This window comes from Spirillospora sp. NPDC048823, assembly GCF_043198445.1.
Taxonomy (GTDB): domain Bacteria; phylum Actinomycetota; class Actinomycetes; order Streptosporangiales; family Streptosporangiaceae; genus Spirillospora.
The window spans coordinates 57,215-77,127 of record NZ_JBICUT010000009.1 but is presented as its reverse complement, the minus strand read 5'-3'; the positions used below and the strand labels follow the sequence as shown (position 1 = coordinate 77,127).

General features: G+C 70.5%; 21 protein-coding genes. 16 read left to right on the top strand and 5 right to left on the bottom strand.

The annotated features are described in order from the left end of the window. The first annotated feature begins 35 nt into the window (after positions 1-35). Entirely contained in the window at positions 36-812 is a 777-nt protein-coding gene (pstB, locus tag ACGFK0_RS21355) for a phosphate ABC transporter ATP-binding protein PstB (protein WP_392907038.1), read from the top strand. On the opposite strand, the gene ACGFK0_RS21350 is transcribed toward pstB, so the two are convergent. Then, positions 813-1,529: a winged-helix domain-containing protein gene (locus tag ACGFK0_RS21350; protein WP_392907037.1), complete on the bottom strand. Its 717-nt coding sequence runs from the start codon at positions 1,527-1,529 to the stop codon at positions 813-815. 219 nt (positions 1,530-1,748) lie between these two features. On the opposite strand from ACGFK0_RS21350, the gene ACGFK0_RS21345 reads away from it, so the two are divergent. The 8 genes from ACGFK0_RS21345 to ACGFK0_RS21310 all read left to right on the top strand — a co-directional run bounded on the left by ACGFK0_RS21345 (position 1,749) and on the right by ACGFK0_RS21310 (position 6,878). Next, on the top strand, positions 1,749-2,009 hold the full coding sequence (locus ACGFK0_RS21345) for a MoaD/ThiS family protein (protein ID WP_392907036.1): 261 nt from the start codon (positions 1,749-1,751) through the stop codon (positions 2,007-2,009). Between the two features lie 141 nt (positions 2,010-2,150). After that, positions 2,151-2,858 carry a DUF2993 domain-containing protein gene (locus tag ACGFK0_RS21340; protein WP_392907034.1) on the top strand — a complete coding sequence of 236 codons (708 nt, stop codon included), beginning with the start codon at positions 2,151-2,153 and terminating at the stop codon, positions 2,856-2,858. A gap of 238 nt (positions 2,859-3,096) precedes the next feature. Next, positions 3,097-3,465, top strand: coding sequence for a thioredoxin family protein (locus tag ACGFK0_RS21335; RefSeq protein ID WP_392907602.1), 369 nt, complete (start codon positions 3,097-3,099; stop codon positions 3,463-3,465). 105 nt (positions 3,466-3,570) lie between these two features. Next, positions 3,571-3,648, top strand: coding sequence for an Ms5788A family Cys-rich leader peptide (locus tag ACGFK0_RS21330; RefSeq protein WP_392907600.1), 78 nt, complete (start codon positions 3,571-3,573; stop codon positions 3,646-3,648). 78 nt (positions 3,649-3,726) lie between these two features. Beyond that, positions 3,727-4,179 carry a DUF4395 domain-containing protein gene (locus tag ACGFK0_RS21325; protein WP_392907033.1) on the top strand — a complete coding sequence of 151 codons (453 nt, stop codon included), beginning with the start codon at positions 3,727-3,729 and terminating at the stop codon, positions 4,177-4,179. Positions 4,180-4,212: 33 nt separating this feature from the next. Continuing rightward, positions 4,213-5,052, top strand: coding sequence for a sulfurtransferase (locus ACGFK0_RS21320; protein WP_392907031.1), 840 nt, complete (start codon positions 4,213-4,215; stop codon positions 5,050-5,052). Between the two features lie 34 nt (positions 5,053-5,086). Continuing rightward, entirely contained in the window at positions 5,087-5,395 is a 309-nt protein-coding gene (locus ACGFK0_RS21315) for a DUF1416 domain-containing protein (protein WP_392907029.1), read from the top strand. Between the two features lie 154 nt (positions 5,396-5,549). Further along, positions 5,550-6,878 carry a hypothetical protein gene (locus ACGFK0_RS21310; protein ID WP_392907028.1) on the top strand — a complete coding sequence of 443 codons (1,329 nt, stop codon included), beginning with the start codon at positions 5,550-5,552 and terminating at the stop codon, positions 6,876-6,878. Here the strand turns inward: ACGFK0_RS21310 and ACGFK0_RS21305 are convergent. The 3 genes from ACGFK0_RS21305 to ACGFK0_RS21295 are packed head-to-tail and all read right to left on the bottom strand — an operon-like array spanning position 6,766 to position 8,590. Then, a complete protein-coding gene (locus ACGFK0_RS21305) occupies positions 6,766-7,395 on the bottom strand; it encodes a hypothetical protein (RefSeq protein ID WP_392907026.1) in 630 nt (209 codons plus the stop codon). The genes ACGFK0_RS21310 and ACGFK0_RS21305 overlap by 113 nt on opposite strands. Next, positions 7,392-7,994, bottom strand: a complete 603-nt coding sequence (locus tag ACGFK0_RS21300) for a hypothetical protein (RefSeq protein ID WP_392907024.1) — start codon at positions 7,992-7,994, stop codon at positions 7,392-7,394. The genes ACGFK0_RS21305 and ACGFK0_RS21300 overlap by 4 nt, the downstream gene beginning before the upstream one ends. Further along, positions 7,991-8,590 (bottom strand): hypothetical protein, encoded by a 600-nt coding sequence (locus ACGFK0_RS21295; RefSeq protein ID WP_392907023.1) that lies wholly within the window; start codon positions 8,588-8,590, stop codon positions 7,991-7,993. The genes ACGFK0_RS21300 and ACGFK0_RS21295 overlap by 4 nt, the downstream gene beginning before the upstream one ends. Positions 8,591-8,813: 223 nt before the next feature. Between ACGFK0_RS21295 and ACGFK0_RS21290 the strand changes: the two genes are divergently transcribed. Further along, the gene (locus ACGFK0_RS21290; protein ID WP_392907021.1) at positions 8,814-10,076 is read left to right on the top strand and encodes a S8 family serine peptidase; all 1,263 of its coding nucleotides are present in this window, start codon (positions 8,814-8,816) and stop codon (positions 10,074-10,076) included. A gap of 128 nt (positions 10,077-10,204) precedes the next feature. On the opposite strand, the gene eccCa is transcribed toward ACGFK0_RS21290, so the two are convergent. Then, positions 10,205-14,176 carry a type VII secretion protein EccCa gene (gene eccCa, locus ACGFK0_RS21285; protein ID WP_392907020.1) on the bottom strand — a complete coding sequence of 1,324 codons (3,972 nt, stop codon included), beginning with the start codon at positions 14,174-14,176 and terminating at the stop codon, positions 10,205-10,207. Between the two features lie 176 nt (positions 14,177-14,352). Between eccCa and eccD the strand changes: the two genes are divergently transcribed. The 6 genes from eccD (at position 14,353) to ACGFK0_RS21255 (ending at position 19,898) form a co-directional block, all read left to right on the top strand. Beyond that, positions 14,353-15,753: a type VII secretion integral membrane protein EccD gene (eccD, locus tag ACGFK0_RS21280; RefSeq protein ID WP_392907019.1), complete on the top strand. Its 1,401-nt coding sequence runs from the start codon at positions 14,353-14,355 to the stop codon at positions 15,751-15,753. A gap of 7 nt (positions 15,754-15,760) precedes the next feature. Beyond that, positions 15,761-17,212, top strand: a complete 1,452-nt coding sequence (gene eccB / locus ACGFK0_RS21275) for a type VII secretion protein EccB (RefSeq protein ID WP_392907018.1) — start codon at positions 15,761-15,763, stop codon at positions 17,210-17,212. A 182-nt stretch (positions 17,213-17,394) separates the two neighbouring features. Next, positions 17,395-17,715 (top strand): WXG100 family type VII secretion target, encoded by a 321-nt coding sequence (locus ACGFK0_RS21270; RefSeq protein WP_392907017.1) that lies wholly within the window; start codon positions 17,395-17,397, stop codon positions 17,713-17,715. Between the two features lie 45 nt (positions 17,716-17,760). Beyond that, on the top strand, positions 17,761-18,057 hold the full coding sequence (locus ACGFK0_RS21265; protein ID WP_392907016.1) for a WXG100 family type VII secretion target: 297 nt from the start codon (positions 17,761-17,763) through the stop codon (positions 18,055-18,057). A 101-nt stretch (positions 18,058-18,158) separates the two neighbouring features. After that, positions 18,159-18,740: a hypothetical protein gene (locus tag ACGFK0_RS21260; RefSeq protein ID WP_392907015.1), complete on the top strand. Its 582-nt coding sequence runs from the start codon at positions 18,159-18,161 to the stop codon at positions 18,738-18,740. A gap of 24 nt (positions 18,741-18,764) precedes the next feature. Continuing rightward, on the top strand, positions 18,765-19,898 hold the full coding sequence (locus tag ACGFK0_RS21255) for a hypothetical protein (RefSeq protein ID WP_392907013.1): 1,134 nt from the start codon (positions 18,765-18,767) through the stop codon (positions 19,896-19,898). The last annotated feature ends 15 nt before the right edge of the window (positions 19,899-19,913 follow it).

Below are 19,913 nucleotides of genomic sequence, written 5' to 3'. Positions count from 1 at the left end.
CACAGGCCTGAACCACAGAGAGGACCACCAACCCCATGGCCAAGCGGATCGAGGTCTCCGGGCTGCACGCCTACTACGGCGGCGTCCACGCCATCGAGGACATCTCGATGACGGTCGAGCCGCGCTCGGTGACGGCGTTCATCGGGCCGTCCGGCTGCGGCAAGTCCACGTTCCTGCGGACGCTCAACCGGATGCACGAGGTCATCCCGGGCGCCCGCGTCGAGGGCAAGGTCATGCTGGACGACGAGGACCTGTACGACTCGTCCGTCGACCCGGTAGCCGTGCGCCGCGTCGTCGGGATGGTCTTCCAGCGGCCCAACCCGTTCCCCACGATGTCCATCTACGACAACGTGGCCGCGGGCCTGAAGCTGAACGGCGTGCGCCGCAAGAGCCGGCTCGACGACATCGTCGAGGAGTCGCTGCAGGGCGCCAACCTGTGGAACGAGGTCAAGGACCGGCTGAGCAAGCCCGGTGCCGGCCTGTCCGGCGGCCAGCAGCAGCGGCTCTGCATCGCGCGCGCCATCGCCGTCCAGCCCCAGGTCCTCCTGATGGACGAGCCGTGCTCGGCGCTCGACCCCATCTCCACCCTCGCCATCGAGGACCTGATCGAGAAGCTGAAGGCGCAGTTCACGATCGTCATCGTCACGCACAACATGCAGCAGGCCGCCCGCGTGAGCGACCGCACCGCGTTCTTCACCATCGCCGGGACCGGCAAGCCGGGCAAGCTCATTGAGATCGACGAGACCAGCAAGATCTTCACGAACCCGGAGCAGAAGGCGACCGAGGACTACATCACCGGCCGCTTCGGCTGATCAGGCACGCGCCGGGGTCTTCTCTTCGGCGTCTCCGCCGGGGCGGTGGTCAGGGACGAAGCGGTAGCCGACGTTGCGGACCGTCCCGATGAGGGACTCGTACTCGGCGCCAAGCTTGGCGCGCAGGCGGCGGACGTGGACGTCGACGGTGCGGGTGCCGCCGAAGTAGTCGTAGCCCCAGACCTCCTGGAGCAGCTGGGCGCGGGTGAAGACCCGGCCGGGATGCTGGGCGAGGTACTTCAGCAGCTCGAACTCTTTGAAGGTGAGGTCGAGCACCCGTCCGCGGAGCCGGGCGGTGTAGGTGGCCTCGTCGATCGTGAGGTCGCCGCTGCGGATCTCGCCGGGGACCTCCTCGGCGCCGGCGACGGCGGCGCGTCCCACCGCGAGCCGCAGCCGGGCCTCGGCCTCGGCGGGCCCGGCGGTCTGGAGCAGCACGTCGTCCAGGCCCCATTCCGGGCTGAGGGCGGCGAGCCCGCCCTCGGTCACGATCGCGAGCAGCGGGCAGTCGAGCCCGGTGGTGCGCAGCAGGCGGCACAGGCTCTTGGCCTGCACGAGGTCGCGGCGCGCGTCGACCAGCACGATGTCGGCGGGTGGAGCGTCGATGAGGGCGGACGCCTCCGCCGGGGCGACGCGCACCGAGTGCAGCAGAAGCCCGAGTGCGGGCAGGATCTCGTCGGAGGGCTCCAGTGCGTTGGTCAGCAAGAGCAAGCTGCTCAAATGCCGCCTCCCGTCCACAAAGACGTAGGATCCAGGCGGCTCACCCCCAAGCCCGGCCATGGCCGACGACTCAAGGACGAGGTGGCCATGAAGGGTTTCGGATGAACTCCATGGCCTCGTCGCCCGGATCCCTCCCCCCGAGCATAACGGAACCGGTCCGGCGGACAATGGAGTGGCCAGGTCGGGACGGTCACGCGGCGGGAATGGGAGTCTGGGGACATGGCCAAGGGGACGATGCGGTACTGGGCCGCTGCGAAGGCGGCGGCGGGTATCCACGAGGAGCCGTACGACGCGGGCACGCTGGCCGAGGCGATCACCGCCGCGACCTTGCGGGACGGGCGCGGGAACGAGTTCGAGCTGGTCGTGGGCCGCAGCTCGTTCCTCATCGACGGGGATCCGGTGGGCACGCGTCCGCACGAGTCGGTGGAGCTGCCCGAGGGCGGCGTCGTAGAGGTTCTGCCGCCGTTCGCAGGTGGTTGATATCACAATGGAGTGATTTTCCGAACTTCGAGGTCATTCTCCGGTCTGACCCGTTGTGGTGCGTCCGCGCAATAAGGTGTGGCGATCGCACGTGTAGCCGGCGCGGTGTGGCGATCGCATGGCGCCGGGCGGAGGAGTGACATGCGGAAAGTGCTCGTGGTGCTGCTGGTCCTCATGGTCGTCGGCGTGGTCGCCGCCGACCGGATCGGTGTGCGGATCGCCCAGGACAGGATCGCGCAGGAGGTCGCCGCGCAGACCGACCTGACGCAGCCGCCGGAGGTCACCATCCACGGCATCCCGTTCCTCACCCAGGTGGTCGGCGGCGAGTACGGGCACATCGAGATGGCCATCGGCGACTGGACGGAACAGAACGTGACCGTCACCGACGTCAGGATCGACATGCGCGGGGTGAGCGCGCCGCTGTCGCAGGTCGCCGGAGGCAACACCGCGAACGTCACCGCGCGGACCGCGACCGTGTCCGCCGTCGTCCCCTACCCGCTGATCAAGAAGAACGCGCCCAAGGAGGTCAAGGGGATCGGGCCCAAGGGCGACAACCTGGCGGTGGACATGGAGGGCAGCATCCTCGGCTTCCCGGTGTCCGGCAACGGCGTCGTCGAGGTCAAGCCGACCGCGCGCGGCATCGCGGTCAGCCCGGTGTCGGTGGCGTCGGACGGCGGGCCGCAGATCCCGCTGGCGGTGCTGAAGCGGCAGCTCACCTGGGTCGTGCGGGTTCCCGCGCTGCCGCTCGGGGCCAAGATCAGCGAGATCCGGCCGACGGCGGAGGGGCTCCGGATCGGCGCCACCGCCGAGAACGTCAAGCTGAACGACATCCAGCAGGTGCAGCGGTGACGGAGTGCGGCGTTGACGGAGTGCAGCGGTGACGGGCCGGAAGCGACCGGCGCGGAACGCGCGGGACGGCCGCCCGCTCCTCACGATCCCCACCTGACCCGCCCTCACCCGGCCCGCCTCCCGCCCTCCCGGTCTCGATGCTCATGGAAGAACTCACGGCCCCGCGCGGTTGTCGTTACCGATGACTGGTGCACTCATTGCGGCGGCGGTGCTCGCCGCGGCCACGGTGTTCGGCCTGCTGCGGCGGCGCCGCGACGGTGTCCTGCGCGCACGCCGGGGAAGCGGGGACGACGTGGGCGACATCCTCCGGCCGGACGACCTGGGCGCCGACCTCGGTGAGAAGGCGACGCTGCTGCAGTTCTCCAGCGCCTTCTGCGCCCCCTGCCGCGCCACCCGCCGCGTCCTCGGCGAGGTCGCCGGCATGGTCGACGGCGTCGCGCACGTCGAACTCGATGCCGAGGCGCACCTGGACCTCGTCCGCCGCCTGAACGTGATCCGCACCCCGACCGTCCTCATCCTGGACGACGCCGGCCGCATCGTCCGCCGCGCCGCCGGCGCCCCGCGCAAGCCCGACGTCATCGCGGCCCTGGGCGAGGCCGTGCGGTGAGCCGCACGCGGACGACCTGCGACAAGACGGATGTCACTGTCTCGGAAGGCGAGACGGATGTGACAGTACGTGGATCGGCGGATTACCATCGTGTCCGTGCGTGACATGACAGAGCAGATGCTCACGAAGCGCCGCGCGGTTGATTTCTGCCGCATGGCCGCTTCGCTCTGTCGTATGGCCTGAGGCATCGAGCCCACCCGCCCCCCGAGCACTTCCACTCCCAGCTCGTACGCACGCTTCCACTCCGCCAGGAGCACCCCGATGCAGGTCGACCCTCGTGGGCCACGCTTCAGCGCGACCGTCACGACAGTGATTCTCGTCGCGGTCCTGGTGACCGGAAGCTGGGCGTTGCTCGCCGCTCAGGCCGTCGTGTTCGCCATCGCGACCTTCCTCGGCCTCCGGTACGCCCCGTACGGGCTTGCGTTCAGAGTGCTGATCCGTCCCCGGCTCGCTCCGCCAAGGGAACTGGAGGACGCGGCCGGCCCCCGCTTCGCGCAGGGTGTCGGTCTCGCGTTCGCCCTGGTCGGAACGGTCGGCTACGTGACGGGGACCACCTGGCTCGGCATCGGTGCGACCGCCCTCGCGCTGGCGGCGGCGTTCCTGAACGCGGCGTTCGGGTTCTGCCTCGGGTGCGAGATGTATCTCATGATCCGACGAAGTCGGCCGGGGGGCGTGGGGGGTCGGCCCCCCTCGAGAAGTAGTGCTCCGACGTAATACCGCGAAGAACTCCGAAAGGGAGGTTGCTGCATGAGCCGCTCAGACGTCCTGGTGGACACCGACTGGGTTGAGTCCAACCTGGACGCGCCCGGCCTGGTTCTCGTCGAGGTCGACGAGGACGTGTCCGCCTACGACAAGGGCCACATCCGTGGCGCCGTGAAGATCGACTGGCAGACCGAGCTGCAGGACCCGGTCCGCCGCGACTTCGTCGACAAGACCGGGTTCGAGCAGCTGCTGTCCGCCAAGGGGATCGCCAACGACGACGTGGTGATCCTCTACGGCGGCAACAACAACTGGTTCGCCGCCTACGCGTACTGGTACTTCAAGCTGTACGGCCACGACAAGGTGAAGCTGCTCGACGGCGGCCGCAAGAAGTGGGAGCTGGAGTCCCGCGAACTCGTCACCGACGTCCCGACCCGTCCGGCGACCGACTACAAGGCCCAGGACCAGGACGCGTCGATCCGCGCGTTCCGCGACGAGGTCGTGGACGCGATCGGCAAGCAGAACCTGGTCGACGTCCGTTCCCCGGACGAGTTCAGCGGCAAGCTGCTCGCCCCGGCGCACCTCCCGCAGGAGCAGTCGCAGCGGGCCGGGCACGTGCCGACCGCGCGCAGCATCCCGTGGTCGAAGGCGGCCAACGACGACGGCACGTTCAAGTCCGACGAGGAGCTCCGGCAGATCTACACCGACGCCGGCGTCGACCTGAGCAAGGACACCATCGCCTACTGCCGCATCGGTGAGCGTTCCTCCCACACCTGGTTCGCGCTGCGCGAGCTCCTCGGCGTGCAGAACGTGAAGAACTACGACGGTTCCTGGACCGAGTACGGCTCGCTCATCGGCGTCCCGATCGAGCTCGGCGCACCCAAGTAACCAGATTTTCCGTGTGCATGGAGATGGAGGAGCAATGACCCAGGGCTGCGCAGCGCCCGAGCAGACGGCGCACCTTCCGGCGACCGTCGATCTCACCAACGAGGCCGTCATCCAGGGCACCGTCACCCGTGACGGCGCCCCGGTGTCCAGCGCCTACGCCCGCCTGCTCGACTCGACCGGCGAGTTCACCGCCGAGGTCGTCACCGGCGACGAGGGCGTGTTCCGGTTCTTCGCGGCCGACGGCGACTGGACCGTGCGCGTCCTGGCGGCCGGCGGCGTCAGCGTCGACAACACCGTCACGGCGAAGACCGGCGAGGTCGCCGGCCTCGAGGTCGCGATCTGACCCGAGCCGCCACGACACGGCTCCCCGGTGGCACGGGGGGCGTCCCCCTTGATCCCATCAGGGGGCAGGCGCACCTTGGACCCCGCCGCCCGCTTCATGCGGACGGCGGGGTCCGTCATTTCCCGCGCCGGCATCCGGGGAGCGCCGCGGAGGGGTGCGCAGGCTCGATACCATCGGCGCGATGCTGGGACTGTCCGCACGATCGCCGCTCGTACTTCCGTGGGCCACGCTGAAGCTCGCGGGACGTTTCGTCCTGCCGCTCGCCCTGTGGTTCACGATCGGGGAGCTGCTGCGCTACGGCGTGATGTACGGCGGCTACCGGCTCGGCTCGATGAAGGGGACGGCGGCGACGGTCGCGCCGATCGCCACCGTCGGGCTGCTGGTGGTGATCACGCTGGCGGTCACGGTGCTGATGGTGCACAGCGTCCGGGAGGGCCTGGACGTGGTGCACGCCCGCGAGTCCGACGGCGAGCTGACGCCGTGGGCGGTCGGGAACGAGGAGTCGGTGATCGGCGCGATGGGCCGCGCCGCGCTCCCGTTCGTGATCTTCTATCTGGCGTGGGGCAAGCAGTCGGAGGACGCCCGCGAGTTCGCCGAGATGGCCGCGAGCCGCGGCTTCGCCGAGGGCGGTATCCAGGGACAGCTCGACGCACTCGAACTGCTGCTGTCGCTGGAGAAGCACGTCGGGCTCGCGATCGGCCTCACCGCGGGCCTGTTCGTGATGAAGGTGGCGGCGGAGTGGCGGCTGGAGGAGCGGCTGCCCCGCGCCGTCGGCGCGCTCGTCGCGTTCCTTGAGGTGCAGTTCGCGCTGTTCGGCATCTTCACCGTCGACCATCTGCGTTCCGAGGCGGCCGAGTGGGCCACCGGGCGGCAGGCGTGGGAGTGGCTGACGGGCGCCACGGGGCCCGCCCTCGCCCTGTGGCCGCCGTTCAAGGACGCGGTGCTCGGGGCGCTGATCCTGCTGGTGATCGCCGGGGTGATCCTCGGGCTGGACGCCGGGGACGAGCGGGTCGTGCTCGGCCGCAGCCGCGCGGCGCAGCGGCTGGCGAGGGCCGGCGGGATCGAGCGGACGAACAGCCCCCGGGAGATCCTCACGCGCGGTTTCCGGGAGATGTGGCTGCCCGCCTGGTTCGGGCTGCGGCTGGTCCGCCGGTCGGGGATGATGCCGTTCGCGACGTTCTGCCTGCTGTTCGCCGCCCTGGACGTGGGCCAGGAGGCCTCACGCCGCTTCGTCTACGAGCTGATCGGCCCGCACGAGGTGACGTGGTGGATCCAGGTGCTGCCGTTCGTCGGGTACGGGACGTCGCTGGTCTTCGAGATCCTGCGCGTCTGCCTGCTGGCGGCGGCGTTCAACCTCGTCATGGCGAGGGTCAGTGCTCGAACCGCAGCGAAGGCAGTGGCTCCCCCTCCTTCCGGGACGTCTTCGGTGCCCGTATCTCCAGGTCCAGTGAGTCCGCCTTGGCACGGGGCACCGTCCCCTTGACGGTGACCAGCATCGCCGTGCCGGCCCGCGGCTCCTGGCCGCCCGCCTTGACGGCGGTCCATTCGCGGCCCTCATCGTCGACGAACCGGAAGGCGAGACCGTACGACCCGACCGTCTTCGCGCTGGCGGCGTCTCCGGGGCGGACGCCGACCGTGAGCCGGAGTTCGGTGACGCCGTTCGAGCCCGGTTCGGCGCCGCCCGGGCGGGGCTGTGCCGTCGCACGCTTCAGGATCATCCACCTGGCCCCGACGAGTTCGCCGACCTTCCCCGGCGGGACGGTGGTGACCGTCTCGGGCGGCTTCAGGTTCTTCTCGATGTTGTTCGTCTCGTCCACCCAGTGCAGGGCGAGGATCGCGGGGACGGCGCACAGAAGCGCGATCGCCTGAAGGACCCGCCTGTCGAGCGGACGCAGCCTGGACTCCCGCGTCTCCTCCGGCTCCGGCGTCTCCTCGGACTCCGGAGGTCCGAACTCCGGCGGGACCGCGGGGAGATCGGGCCGGGTGTCGTCTGCCGTCAAGGGTTGTCCTTGATCTCGTAGCGTTCGCCGGCGTCCCGGATCAGCGCGTCCGCCCGGTCCCGGGTGATGCGGAGGTCGATGTCGGCGGCCGCGGACAGCTGCGCCAGCAGCCCGCCCGTGCCCACGACCAGGTGCGCCCCTTCCAGCCGCTTCTTCGGCAGCTCGAAGACGAACGCCGCCGACGACCAGATCAGCGGCTGGAAGGTGGGCTGTCGCCCCGCCGACGCGGTGCCCGTCCGCGGGTCGTCCTTGAAGGTGTAGCCGCCGGGGGTCTCCAGTTCCGCCGTCGCCAGCTGGAGGGGTTCACGATGGCTCGTCGCGCGGAGCCGCACGATGAGGTAGATGCCGTCGGTGCCGACCGGGGGCGGGTTGCGGAGCGAGAATCCCGGTGCCAGCGACCGCGCAGCCTCCACCTTCTCGACCCGGACGCTGAAGTCGCGGTTGCGGATCTCCTCGCCGATCGTGCCGCCGCCCCGGATCGGGTGCAGTTCCGCGGCCCTGATTCCGGGCCGGAGGGAGTGCAGCCACATCGCGCCGGCGAGCAGGGCCGTCCCGCCGATCCCGGCGCCGCCCCGCAACAGCACCTGCCGCGCGTTCATCGGCGGCTCGCGGTCGGCCTCGGCGAACGCGTGGTGGCGCGCGGCTGCGGCGCGGGGCTCATCGGCGCCACCGGGAGGGTGAGACGGCCGACGAGCTTGTCGTCCTCACGCTGCACCAGCCAGTTGAAGCTGCTGTCGGTGAACCCTTGCTCGTACTTCCACTTGCGCAGCCCCACGGTCAGCTTCTCGGGCGAGTCCGCCGGACCCATCTTCCACATCGCCGACGCCTCGACCGCCAGCCCCGGCTGCGCGACGTCCGTCTCCGCGCCGCCGGCGACGCCCTCGACCCGGTCCGGCTTCACCCACTTGCCGGCCTTGGTCAGCGCGACCACACCGGCTGCCAGGCCGCTGTCGCCCAGCGACTCGGTCTCCTTGCCCTTGTTGACCACCCTCATCCGCATGATCAGGAAACGTTCCTGGTCACTGCCGAAGTCTTCCTTCGCCATCCCGATCCGCACATCCCGGACGGTGACGGTGAACAGGCCGAGGTCGAGGGCCTTCCCCGCCGTCGCGGCCGGCTGCTTCGGTGTCTCCTTGAGGCCGCCCGTCGCCCACAGGGCCGCGGTCAGGACGGCCGCCACGCCCAGCACGGACACGGGAATCACCCAGCGCCGAGCCCTGCGCCGCTGTTGCTCGTCCCCGGGAGGCGGGGGAACCGGTCCGTACGAGTGCACCCGCCAGATGGTATTACCCCGGTGCGACCAAAAGATCGGTTATGCGCACGGCCCGTGCGGATGACCGCCTCCTCCGCGCGGATCGCTTAGAGTCGTGCGGATCATTTAGATTCTTAGGGTTCGCACACATCTGGAGAGGCGAGGAATGCGCGGAGGGCGACTTGCGGCAGGGACCGGCGGCCTGGCCCTGACGGCCGTTCTGGTGTTCGCTCCGGCGGCGGCTGCGACCCCGGTGGCCCCGGCGGACCGTCCGCTGGCGGCGCCGACCCCCAGCAAGAAGCCGAAGCAGCGGCCGCCGGCCAAGCCGGAGTGCAACAAGCCGGCCGGGCAGCCCGCGTCGGCCATCACGGTGGAGCCGTGGGCCCAGCGGCGGCTGGACTTCGAGCAGGCATGGTCGATCACCAGGGGCAAGGGCGTGACGGTCGCGGTCGTCGACAGCGGCATCGACACCGGCCACCCGCAGCTCCGGGGCAAGGTCGCGGCCGACTTCGACGCGACCAAGACCACCACCGACGACTGCCTCGGGCACGGCACCGAGGTCGCCGGCATCATCGCCGCGGCGGACATGCGCTCCAAAGGCGTCCCGTTCGTGGGGGTCGCGCCGCAGGTCAAGCTGCTGAACGCCAAATGGTCCAGCGGGCAGAGCACGAACGACAACACACTGCTTCCCAAGGCCATCGCCTGGGCCGCCGATCAGGGCGCCAAGGTGATCAACGTGTCGGCGGACGCCCCGGACACGCCGGCGCTGCGCCAGGCCGTCCAGAAGGCGCAGCAGCGCGACGCCCTGATCGTCGCGTCGGCCGGCAACGTCGCCGAGGACCAGCGCGGCAAGGAGGGTCCGTCCTACCCGGCGAGCTACAAGGGCGTTCTGTCCGTCGCCGCGGTGGACGAGGCCGGCACGATCGCGAACTTCTCCAACCTCAAGACCCGGGTCGACGTGTCGGCGCCCGGCCAGAACGTCATCTCGACTCTCGGCGACGGCTACGCGGGGGGACTGCAGGGCACGAGCTTCGGCGCCCCCTACGCGGCGGGGGTGGCGGCGCTCGTCCGCGCCCGGCATCCCAAGCTGAACTACCAGCAGGTCATCAACCGGATCCTGATCACGGCGGAGGGCGGCAACGGGCAGGGCAGCGGGCACGGCATGATCAGCCCGCTGCAGGCGGTGTCCGCGCTGGTCGAGCCGAACGCCAAGCCCGGCGGGACCAACGCGCAGCCGATGGGCGGCGCCGTCCCGATCGCGAAACCGGAGCCCGTCGACCACCGGACCCGCACCATCGGCGCCGCCATCGCGGGCGGAGCCCTCCTGGTCGCGATGCTCGTCGCGTTCGGCGGCGCGTTCATTCCCCTCGGCCGCAAGCGGGGCTGGAAGCCGGGACGCACCGTCATTCCCGCCGAGGACCGCGACTGAGACGCCGCCGGGGCCGACGCCCGGCCCGCCACCGGCCGCCCGCCACCGGCGCCCACCACCGGCGCCCACCACCGGCGTTCACCGGTCCGGAGACGGAGAGCCCCGAGCGGGGCTCTCCGTTCACCAGGTCACTGCTCGTAGAAGGCGGTCTGGATGAGGCGCTTGCCGGCGCGGCGGTCGGAGTGGGTGCCGCGGCCAGTGGGCAGCGGGCTCGGCCGGACGTCGAACACGTTGCCCTCGTCCTTGTTGCCGGACATGATCAGCGCCGGGCTGGCCATGTCCTTGAGCCGCTGCAGGACCGGGTCGTACATGGCGCGCCCCGCACCGCCCATGGTGCGGGCGATGATCAGGTGCATGCCGATGTCGCGGGCCTGGGGCAGCAGCTCGGCGAGCTGCGCGACCGGGTTGCCGGACGGAGTGGCGACCAGGTCGTAGTCGTCCACGACCAGGAACAGCTCCGACCCGCTCCACCATGACCTGTTGCGCAGCTGGTCGGGTGTCAGGTCGGACGGCGGGAGCCGGTTGACGAGGGCGCCGTTGACATCTTTCATCAGCCCGCCCGCGGCCGTGGAGGACGCGGCGAAGCCGATGACGTGGTCGCTCTCCGCCGAGTCCAGCAGGGCCCGGCGGTAGTCGAGCATGATGATGCGGGCCTCGTCGGTGGTGTACCTGGCCTTGATCGACTCGACGATGAGCCGCAGCAGGTTGGACTTGCCGCATTCGTTGTCGCCGAGGACGACGAAGTGCGGGTCGTTCTCGAAGTCCAGCAGGACGGGCGACAGGGTGTCCTCGTCGATGCCGATCGGGATGCGCTTGCCGGTCTCGGTGACGACGGGCAGCTGCGCGTGCGGCAGCAGGTCCGGGAGCATCCGGACGGGCGGCGCGGGCGGCCGCCCCTGCCAGCCCGTCTTGATCGTCTGCACCAGGTGCCGGACGCCGTCGGCGAGGTCGTCGGCGGACTGCCGGCCGTCGATGCGGGGGAGCGCGCCGAGGAAGTGCAGGCCCTCGCGGGTGATGCCGCGCCCCGGACGCCCCTCGGGGACGTTCGCGGCGAGCTTGCGGTCCATCTCCGACTCGTAGGGGTCACCGAGCTTCAGCTCCAGCCGCGTCCCGAACAGGTCGCGGATCGTCAGCCGGAACTCCGACCACTTGTTCGTCGCGGCGACGACGTGGATGCCGTAGCCCAGGCCGCGCGCGGCGAGATCGGTGATCGTCGCCTCGATCGCCTCGAACTCCTGGCGGACGGTCAGCCAGTTGTCGACGACGAGGAACACGTCGCCGAAGCCGTCCCCGGCGATCTGGCCCTCGGCCCGCATCCGCCGGTAGGTGCCGATCGAGTCGATGCCGCGCTCGGTGAAGAACCGCTCCCGCGACTCCAGCAGCCCGGACACCTCGGCGACCGTGCGGCGGACGCGGTCGGGGTCCAGGCGGCTGGCGACGCCGCCGATGTGCGGCAGGTCGACCAGCGGTGCGAGCGCGCCACCGCCGAAGTCCAGGCAGTAGAACTGCACCTCCTGCGGCGTGTGCATGAGCGCCAGCGAGGTGATGATCGTCCGCAGCACGGTCGACTTGCCCGCCTGCGGGTTGCCGGCCACGCCGATGTGCCCGGCGGCGCCGGACAGGTCCAGCCACATCGGGTCGCGGCGCTGGTCGAACGGCTTGTCGACGATGCCCGCGAACGCGTGCAGCCGCCCCCTGCCGTCCCACCCCGCCGTGGTGAACCCGAGATCGGGCGTCTGCTGCAACTGCGGCAGAACCTGGTCGAGCGTGGACGGCTCCGCCAGCGGCGGCAGCCAGATCGGGTGCGGCGGCGGGCCATGCCCGGCCAGCTGCCTGACGACCAGGTCGAACAGGCTGATCTGCGGGCCCTCGTCCTCCCGGCCGCGCTGCTCCTGCTGCGGCTGCTCCTGCATCTGCGGCCGCACGTACGCCGGGGTGAACGGGACGATCTGCGCGAGCTGCCGCGGCCCCTGCCGCGACTCCTGGCCCTGGTTCTCCTCCGGCTTGTACGCGCCGGAGACGTACGCGGCGCGGAACCGCGTCATCGTCTCGGTCCCGATCTTCAGGTAGCCGTTGCCGGGCGCCTGCGGCAGCTCGTAGGCGTCGGGCACGCCGAGGACGACCCGCGACTCCGCGGAGGAGAACGTCCGGAGGCCGATCCGGTAGGACAGGTGCGTGTCGAGGCCGCGCAGCTTGCCCTCCTCCAGCCGCTGCGACGCCAGCAGCAGGTGGACGCCGAGCGAGCGTCCGAGCCGTCCGATCATCACGAACAGCTCGGCGAAGTCGGGCTTGGCGGACAGCAGCTCGGAGAACTCGTCCAGCACGACGAACAGGGTCGGCATCGGCTTGAGCGGCGCGCCCTGCTCGCGGGCCTTCTCGTAGTCGCGCAGCGAGGCGTAGTTGCCGGCGGCGCGCAGCCACTCCTGCCGCCGCACCATCTCGCCGTGCAGCGCGTCGTACATGCGGTCGACGAGCGGAAGCTCGTCCTCCAGGTTCGTGATGATCGCCGAGACGTGCTGGAGGCCGTCCATGCCGAGGAACGTCGCGCCGCCCTTGAAGTCGACGAGGACGAAGTTCAGCACCTCGGACGAGTGCGTCATCGCCAGGCCGAGGACCAGGGTGCGCAGCAGCTCCGACTTACCGGAGCCGGTCGCGCCGATGCACAGGCCGTGCGGGCCGTAGCCGCCCTGCGCGGCCTCCTTGATGTCCAGTTCGATCGGGCGGCCGTCGGCGTCCATGCCGATCGGCACCCGCAGCCGGTTCCGCGGCGCCCGCGGCTGCCACGCCTGCCGGGGGTCGACCCGGGCCGGGTCGGGCACGCCGAGCAGCGTCGTCAGCGTCGTGGCGGCCGACAGGGCGTCCATCTCCGGGTCGGCGGCGGCGCTGGCCCGCAGCGGGGCGAGCTGCCGGGCCAGCCCGTCGGCCTGGACGTAGCTGAACCGGTCGGGCCGGCCGAGGGAGCTCGGCACGTCCTTGCCGGTCCGGTCGCGGCGCAGCATCGCCATCTTGTCCGGCGCGACCCGCAGCCGCAGCATCGTGTTGTCGGCGGTCGGCGCGACATGGCCGGTGAGGTCGACGATGCACACGCCCTCGATGCCGTCCGAGCCGATCTGCGAGTCGGGCGTGACGGTGCCGCCGTCCACGATCACGACGTGGTACGGCAGGTCGCTCTGCTGCAGGCCGGGGGTGAACCGCGCCCGGTCCTTCACCTCGTTGCCGAACATCCGCTCGAGATCGGACAGGGTGTGCGACATCAGCCGCACGGGGCCCGCCGCGTCCGTCATCGTCGGGTGCATCGCGTGCGGCAGCCACTTGATCCAGTCCCAGTGGGGCATCGCCTCGGGCGACGCGCACACGCTGACGCGCATGTCGTCGGGGGAGTGGAACGCGGTCAGCTGCGACACCATGGCGCGGACCATCCCGCGTGCGGCGTCCAGGTCGCCCATCGGCAGGATCCGCGCGAACGACGGCAGCGACACCGACACCGGCAGGTTCGGCACCGTCGAGTGCGCCCGGACGAAGCGGCGCAGCGCACCCGCCGTCATCGGCTCCAGGTCCTCCACCGGGCGCGTCTCCGGCGGGATCAGCTGGACGGCGAGCTTCTGCGGCCCGGCGCCGATCCGCACGTTCCCGAAGTCGGGGTCGGACGGGCGGCGCTCCCAGATCCTGGCGCTCATCACCAGCGACCACAGCGAGTCCGGGGAGGGGCTGTTCCACTCCAGCGACTCACGCTGCTGCTCGGCCGCGCGGCGCACCTTGCGGCGCGCCTGGCTGAGGTAGCGGAAGTAGTCGCGGCGCGCCCCGTTCAGCTTGAACTTGCGCTCGCCCGAGCCGCGGCCGATCTGCCCGACCATCATGGCGCCCATCGCCAGCGCCATGCCGCCGCTGCCGATCATCATGATGGGGCTGCGGGTGCCGCCGCCCAGGAGCATCAGGCCCATCATGAGCGGCATGATGGCCATGGGCAGGTACATGAGCACGTTCTGCAGGCCGCCGCTCTGCGTCTCCGGAATCTCCGGCGGCGACTCCAGCAGCAGTTCCCCCTTGGGGGCCGGCGGCGGTTTGCGGCGCTCTCTGCGCCTGACGAGGATCGTGCTCACCTCGGCGTTCCTCCGGGACTAGCCTTGGGCGGCCTCGTCATCGTCCGGGGGGGGACGACCGGCCCGCGGGATACTTATCCGTGCATGAGGTTGATTTACCGTAGCTCGACGCAACATCCTAGGCTGCGCGCTGATCGGATCCGCCCCTAGATCTGACATGGAGAACGGTAGCTCCCGTGAACTCGCCTGCTACAACGGAACTCTGCAGGGTCACCATCGTCGCCCCGAGGCGACGGGTCGATGTGAGCCTGCCCGCGGACGTGCCGCTCGCGCACATGCTCCCCACCCTGCTGCGCGCGGCGGGCGAGGACCTGGCGGACGCCGGGCTCGCCCATTCCGGATGGGTCCTGCAGCGCCTGGACTCGGAGCCGTTCGACGCCGGCCAGACGATGAGCGCGCTCGGCGTGCGCGACGGCGAGATCCTGTACTTCCGGCCGCGGATGGCGCAGCTTCCGGAGATGTCGTTCGACGACGTCGCCGACGTGATCGCGTCCGGGATCCGGGAACGCTCCGACCGCTGGCGCCCCACCACGACCCGCTCGTTCGGCCTCGGCGCCGGCGGCGTCGCGCTGTTCGTCGGCGCGGTCGTGATCGCGCTGTCCGGCCCGCCGTGGATCGTCCCGGCCATCGCCGCCGGGCTGCTGGCCCTGCTCATCCTGACCGTGGCGACGGTGCTGTCGCGGGCGGTCGCCGACTCCGGCGCGGGCGTCATCCTCGGCTACGCCGCGCTTCCGTACGCGTTCCTCGCCGGGCTGACCGCGCCCGCCCGCGAGGACCTGGAACTGCTCGACCTCGGCGCCCCGCATCTGCTCGCCGGGTTCGGGGTGGCCGCCCTCGCCGCGATCATCGCCGCGTTCGCCGTCGCGGACGGGCTGCCGGTCTTTCTCGGCATCGCGTTCGCCGCGCTCGTGGGCACGATCGGGTCCACCGTCGGATTCCTGTTCGACGACCTGCCCGCCGCGGGCATCGCCGCCGTCTCCGCGGTCATCGTGATGATGTTCTTCGCCGCCGTCCCGTCGCTGTCGTTCAAGCTGGCGAGGATGCCGCTGCCGCCCGTGCCGAGCAGCGCCGAGGACCTGCGCCGCGACACCGAGACGGTGGACGGCGCGCAGGTGCTCACCCGTACCGCCGCCGCCGACCGGTTCTCCACCGGGCTGATCGCCGCGATCGCGCTCGTCGCGGCGGGGGCGATGCTGTTCCTCTTCGACACCGGCGGCTGGGCCGGTCCGACGATGACCGCGGTGATGTCGCTGTCGCTGCTGCTGCGCGCCCGGATCTTCCGCGGTGTCGCGCAGCGGTCGTGGATGCTCGTGATCGGGCTGTTCGGGCTGGTGCTGACGACGATCGGGATGGCGGTGCACGGCAGCCAGGTGGTCGCGCTCGCCGCCGCGCTCGTCCCGCTGCTGGTGCTCACCGGCATCCTCGTCGCGGTGACGCTGTGGCTGCCGAGCCACCGGCCCACGCCGGTCTGGGGCCGATGGGGCGACATCCTGGACATGCTCGTGATGATCTCGCTGATCCCGCTCGCGCTCGCGGTGCTCGACGTCTACACCCGCGTCCGCGGGCTGGCCGGGTGACGCGCTGATGCAGAGCAGGCGGGATCTCTACCAGGCGCACCGGCTGATGACGCAGCGGGTCGGGCTCGCCCTGCTGCAGGGTGAGCCCGACGTCGCCGAGTCGCCGATGCGGCGGCTGACGGTGGGCGCGTTCGCCGGGGTGATGATCGGCCTCCTGGTCGTCGCGGTGTTCGGCATCTGGGGGCTGCTGTCCCCGGGCGGTGCCAAGGGCCTGGACAAGCCCGGCAAACTGATCATCGAGAAGGAGACCGGGACCAAGTACATCTACGACGGCAACACCGGGAAGATGTTCCCGGTCGCGAACTACGCGTCGGCGCTGCTCGCCCTCGACTCCGACAGCGAGCCCGAGCGGCGCAGCGTGTCCCGCAAGTCGCTGGCCGGGTTCGAGCGCGGCGCGATGATCGGCATCCCCGGCGCGCCGGACTCGCTGCCCGACGACAAGCAGCTCATCCGCGGCCCCTGGTCGGTGTGCACGCGGGAGGCGGCCGGGCCCACCGGGGTGAAGCGGCAGATCACCGCCCTCGCCGCGGGGAAGAAGGTCGGCGGGCGCCGGCTGAGCGCCGGCGAGGCCGTCGTCGTGCAGAGTGGCGGCACGCCCTGGGTGGTCTGGCAGGACCACCGCATGCAGCTGACCCTCCCGCTGAACCAGGTGACGGCGCTGACCGGCGGGCCAGGTGCCGTCGAGGTCCCGGCGACGTGGCTGAACGCGCTTCCCGCCGCGGGCAACTTCGGCTCGCCGGACGTCCCCGAGCGGGGCAAGGAGGTGCCGGGCCCCCGGGGCGGGACGGCCCGGGTCGGGCAGGTGTTCAAGGCCGAGACCGGCGCCGGCGGGCAGGCGCTCTGGTATGTCATGCTGGCCGACGGGCTCTCGCAGATCAACGAGACGCAGGCGCAGCTGCTGCTGCGCGACGTCAAGACGGCCGACGCCTACCCGGGCGAGCAGGCCCGCCCGCTGCCGACGGACGTCCCGTCGGCGCAGCAGCGGGCGTCGGCGACGCGGCTGCTGGACAACAATCTGCCGCCGACGCTACCGAAGTTCGTCTCCTGGGACACCTCGAAGCCGCTCTGTTCCGTTTTCCCGGTCGGTTCGCCCACGGCGCAGCTGACCATCGGCGGAACGCTCCCGGCGCCGTCCGCCGGCGCGCTCGGGTCCGGCAGCGCCGGGGCGTCGGGCTCGATCGACCAGATGGTGCTGCCGCCGGGCGGCGCCGCGCTGATGAGCCTGGTGCCCGCGGGCGGCGACACCACCACCGTCGGCGGCGGTGGCTCCGGCTCGTTGTCGCTGGTCAACGACCAGGGCATCCGGTTCGCGCTGCCGTCCGCGGAGGTCGCCAAGAAGCTCGGCTACGACGCCGGGAAGGCCGCGCCCGTCCCGTCCAGCGTCATCCACCTGATTCCGCAGGGGCCGGCACTCGACCCGGCGCTCGCGAGAAAGCCGATCTCAACGGCGCGAGGATAGTAAACGTGATGTACGTCACACGAACCGTCGGATCATCTACTGCGTCGACTTAGATGGCGGCAAACACCTATGATTTCTGCCATCTTGTGCCGACGGTGGGGCTCCCAGGCCGACTGGCATCCGGCTGATCGACTCCCCTCTCTCTGGTACGCGAAATCAAGAATCGCAACGGAGGTGACACTGTGGGTGACCAGTCCGCAGTCGACAGAGCAGCTATGCAGCAGGCCGCCACGCGGATCGAGGACTCCGCGGGCATCGTCAAGGGCCTGCAGACCAAGCTCGACGGGCACAAGGGCCAGCTGATGTCCGGGTGGGCCGGTAACGCCGCGGTGTCGTTCGACCGGGTCTTCAACGAGTTCCAGACCGAGATGACCAAGGTCCGGACCGCTCTCGAAGGGATGCACCAGAAGCTGGTGCAGACCAAGATCGTCTACGAGAGCAAGGAACAGGAGCAGCAGGACGCGGTCAACAAGATCAACCAGCTGCTCAACGGCAGCACCTGATCCGTCCCGTTCACCCGACTTCCCTCCGACCGAAGGACTTCCATCGTGAGCGACAGCTACACCAGAGCGAATTTCGGCCAGATGCAGCAGGCCCAGGCGGACTTCACGCTGGCCTACCGCGCCCTCGTCGACGAACTCGACGACCTTGAGAAGAACCTCGAGAACCACCTCAGCCAATGGGAGGGCGGCGCGCAGACCGCCTACTGGGAGGCCAAGCGCCAGTGGGACACCGCCGCGGCCCACATCGGCCAGATCCTCAACCAGCTCGGTGTCACCATCGGCGAGGCCCACAGCAACTACAGCGGCGCGGAGCGCGCGAACCTCAACATCTGGTCGGGCTGACACACCGGTCCGCGAGGTCCGCCTACGTCGTGCAGGTCCGCTGGACCCGCACGACGTAGGCGTGCAGGGGGAAGAAACGTGATTCGCCGGGAGGGCGAGCGATGAGCGACTATTATCTGACCGACGAGGAACTTGCGAGGATCGACCACACCTTCCCGGGCCAGATGCATGGCAATTACTCAACGCCTGCAGAGCACGTGCAGAGCCCGACCCGTGATGAGTGGAACGACCTTTCGGAGTCCGAGCAGCGCGAACTGTACTTCAAGTACAGCGCGGGGGCCGACGCCGGCAAGTGGAATGATGCGAGCAATACCCTTCCGCGTGGCACCGAGCCGCAGCGCGGCGAGTGGAACGCGACGGCCGAAAAGGGCTACGACGTGGATCCGGCGGAGCTCAGGCAGCTCGCCAGGGACATGCAGTACAAGCTCGACATCTGGAAGCGCAAGCTCGACAAGGTCGCCACCACCTCGATAACTCAGGGCGACCTCGGCAACATCCAGGGCTCCGAGGAGTTCGTGGGGGTCGTGAACGCGAGCAAGTCCGGTTTCTCGGAGTACATCGGTGCCATCGAAGGCGCCTACCTGGGTGTGATCAGCAGGCTCAACGCGACGGCGGACCAGTACGAGAACGCCCACGGCAACACCAAGACGACGGTTGACGGCGTCAACCCGGATCTCGGCTGATCAGCACCCCTGAAAGGAGGCCCGATGGGTGACAACACCACGTACTACCCGATCAAGGACGGGTTGCAGTTCGGCAGCCACGACGCCGGCGGCATGAGCCATGAGGACGTCAAGAACAAGCTGAAGAGCCTGAAGCCGGAAAAGGTCGGTGACGCCTCCACCGCCTACAAGGACGCGGCGGACGCCCTCGCCGAGATGAGCGACGAGCTCACCAACAACTTCGCCAAGAAGATCATTCAGCACTGGCAGGGTGACGCCGCGCAGAAGGCTCTCGACCAGCTAGGGCAGGTGTACAACACCTCCGTGAAGCTGTCCGACGACAGCCACCAGAACGCGACCCTCTACGCCTGGTACAAGCACGACATTCTCGACTGGTACAAGACCCAGGGCGAGACCATGACCGACGGTTATGTTCACACCGGCGGGGACGACGACAACGCCCGCGAATTGATGAACAGGTTCATCGGCCGGATGAGAGAGGCGTTCAACGGCCACCCGCTCAAGATCCAAAAAGATCTTCCGTCCGAGGTCGGTACCACGGGCGAGGACCCGCCGCCCTACACCCCGCCCGGCGGCCCCGGCCCGTTCGGAGGCGGCGGCGGTGGAGGCGGCTCCAGCCCGTTCGGCGCCGACGGCGGGCCGTTCGCTGGCGGTGCCGGTTCCCTGGGTGCCGACGGTGCTTCTCCGTTCACCGGTGGTTCGGGCAGCGGCGCGGGCCCATGGGCCGGGGGCGGCGGCCCCTTTGATCCGGGCAGCGGCGGACCGCACCTTTCCGGCGGCGGTGTGCCCGGTGGAAGCGGCGGGTCGCTCAGCGGGGCTCCCGGTTCCGACCTGTCGAGCTTCCCCGGAGGCGGCGGAGGCGGCGGCATGCCCAGTGGCGGCGGCGGTGCCGGCGGCGGCTTCGGCGCCGACCCGGGCGGCTTCGGCGGCGCGGGCTCCGGTGGCGGCGCCGGCTCGGGCGTCGGTCCAGGCGGGATGGGCGCCGCGGGACGCGGCGCCGGCGCCATGCGCGGTGGCATGCCCATGGGCGGCATGCCGATGGGCGGGGGCGGCGGCCAAGGCGGCAAGGGCGAGGAGCGCGAGCGCGAGACCTGGCTGTCCGAGGACGAGGACGTCTGGGGCGGCGACGACGACACCGCGCCCCCGGTGATCGGCTGAACCCACGGTGAACGC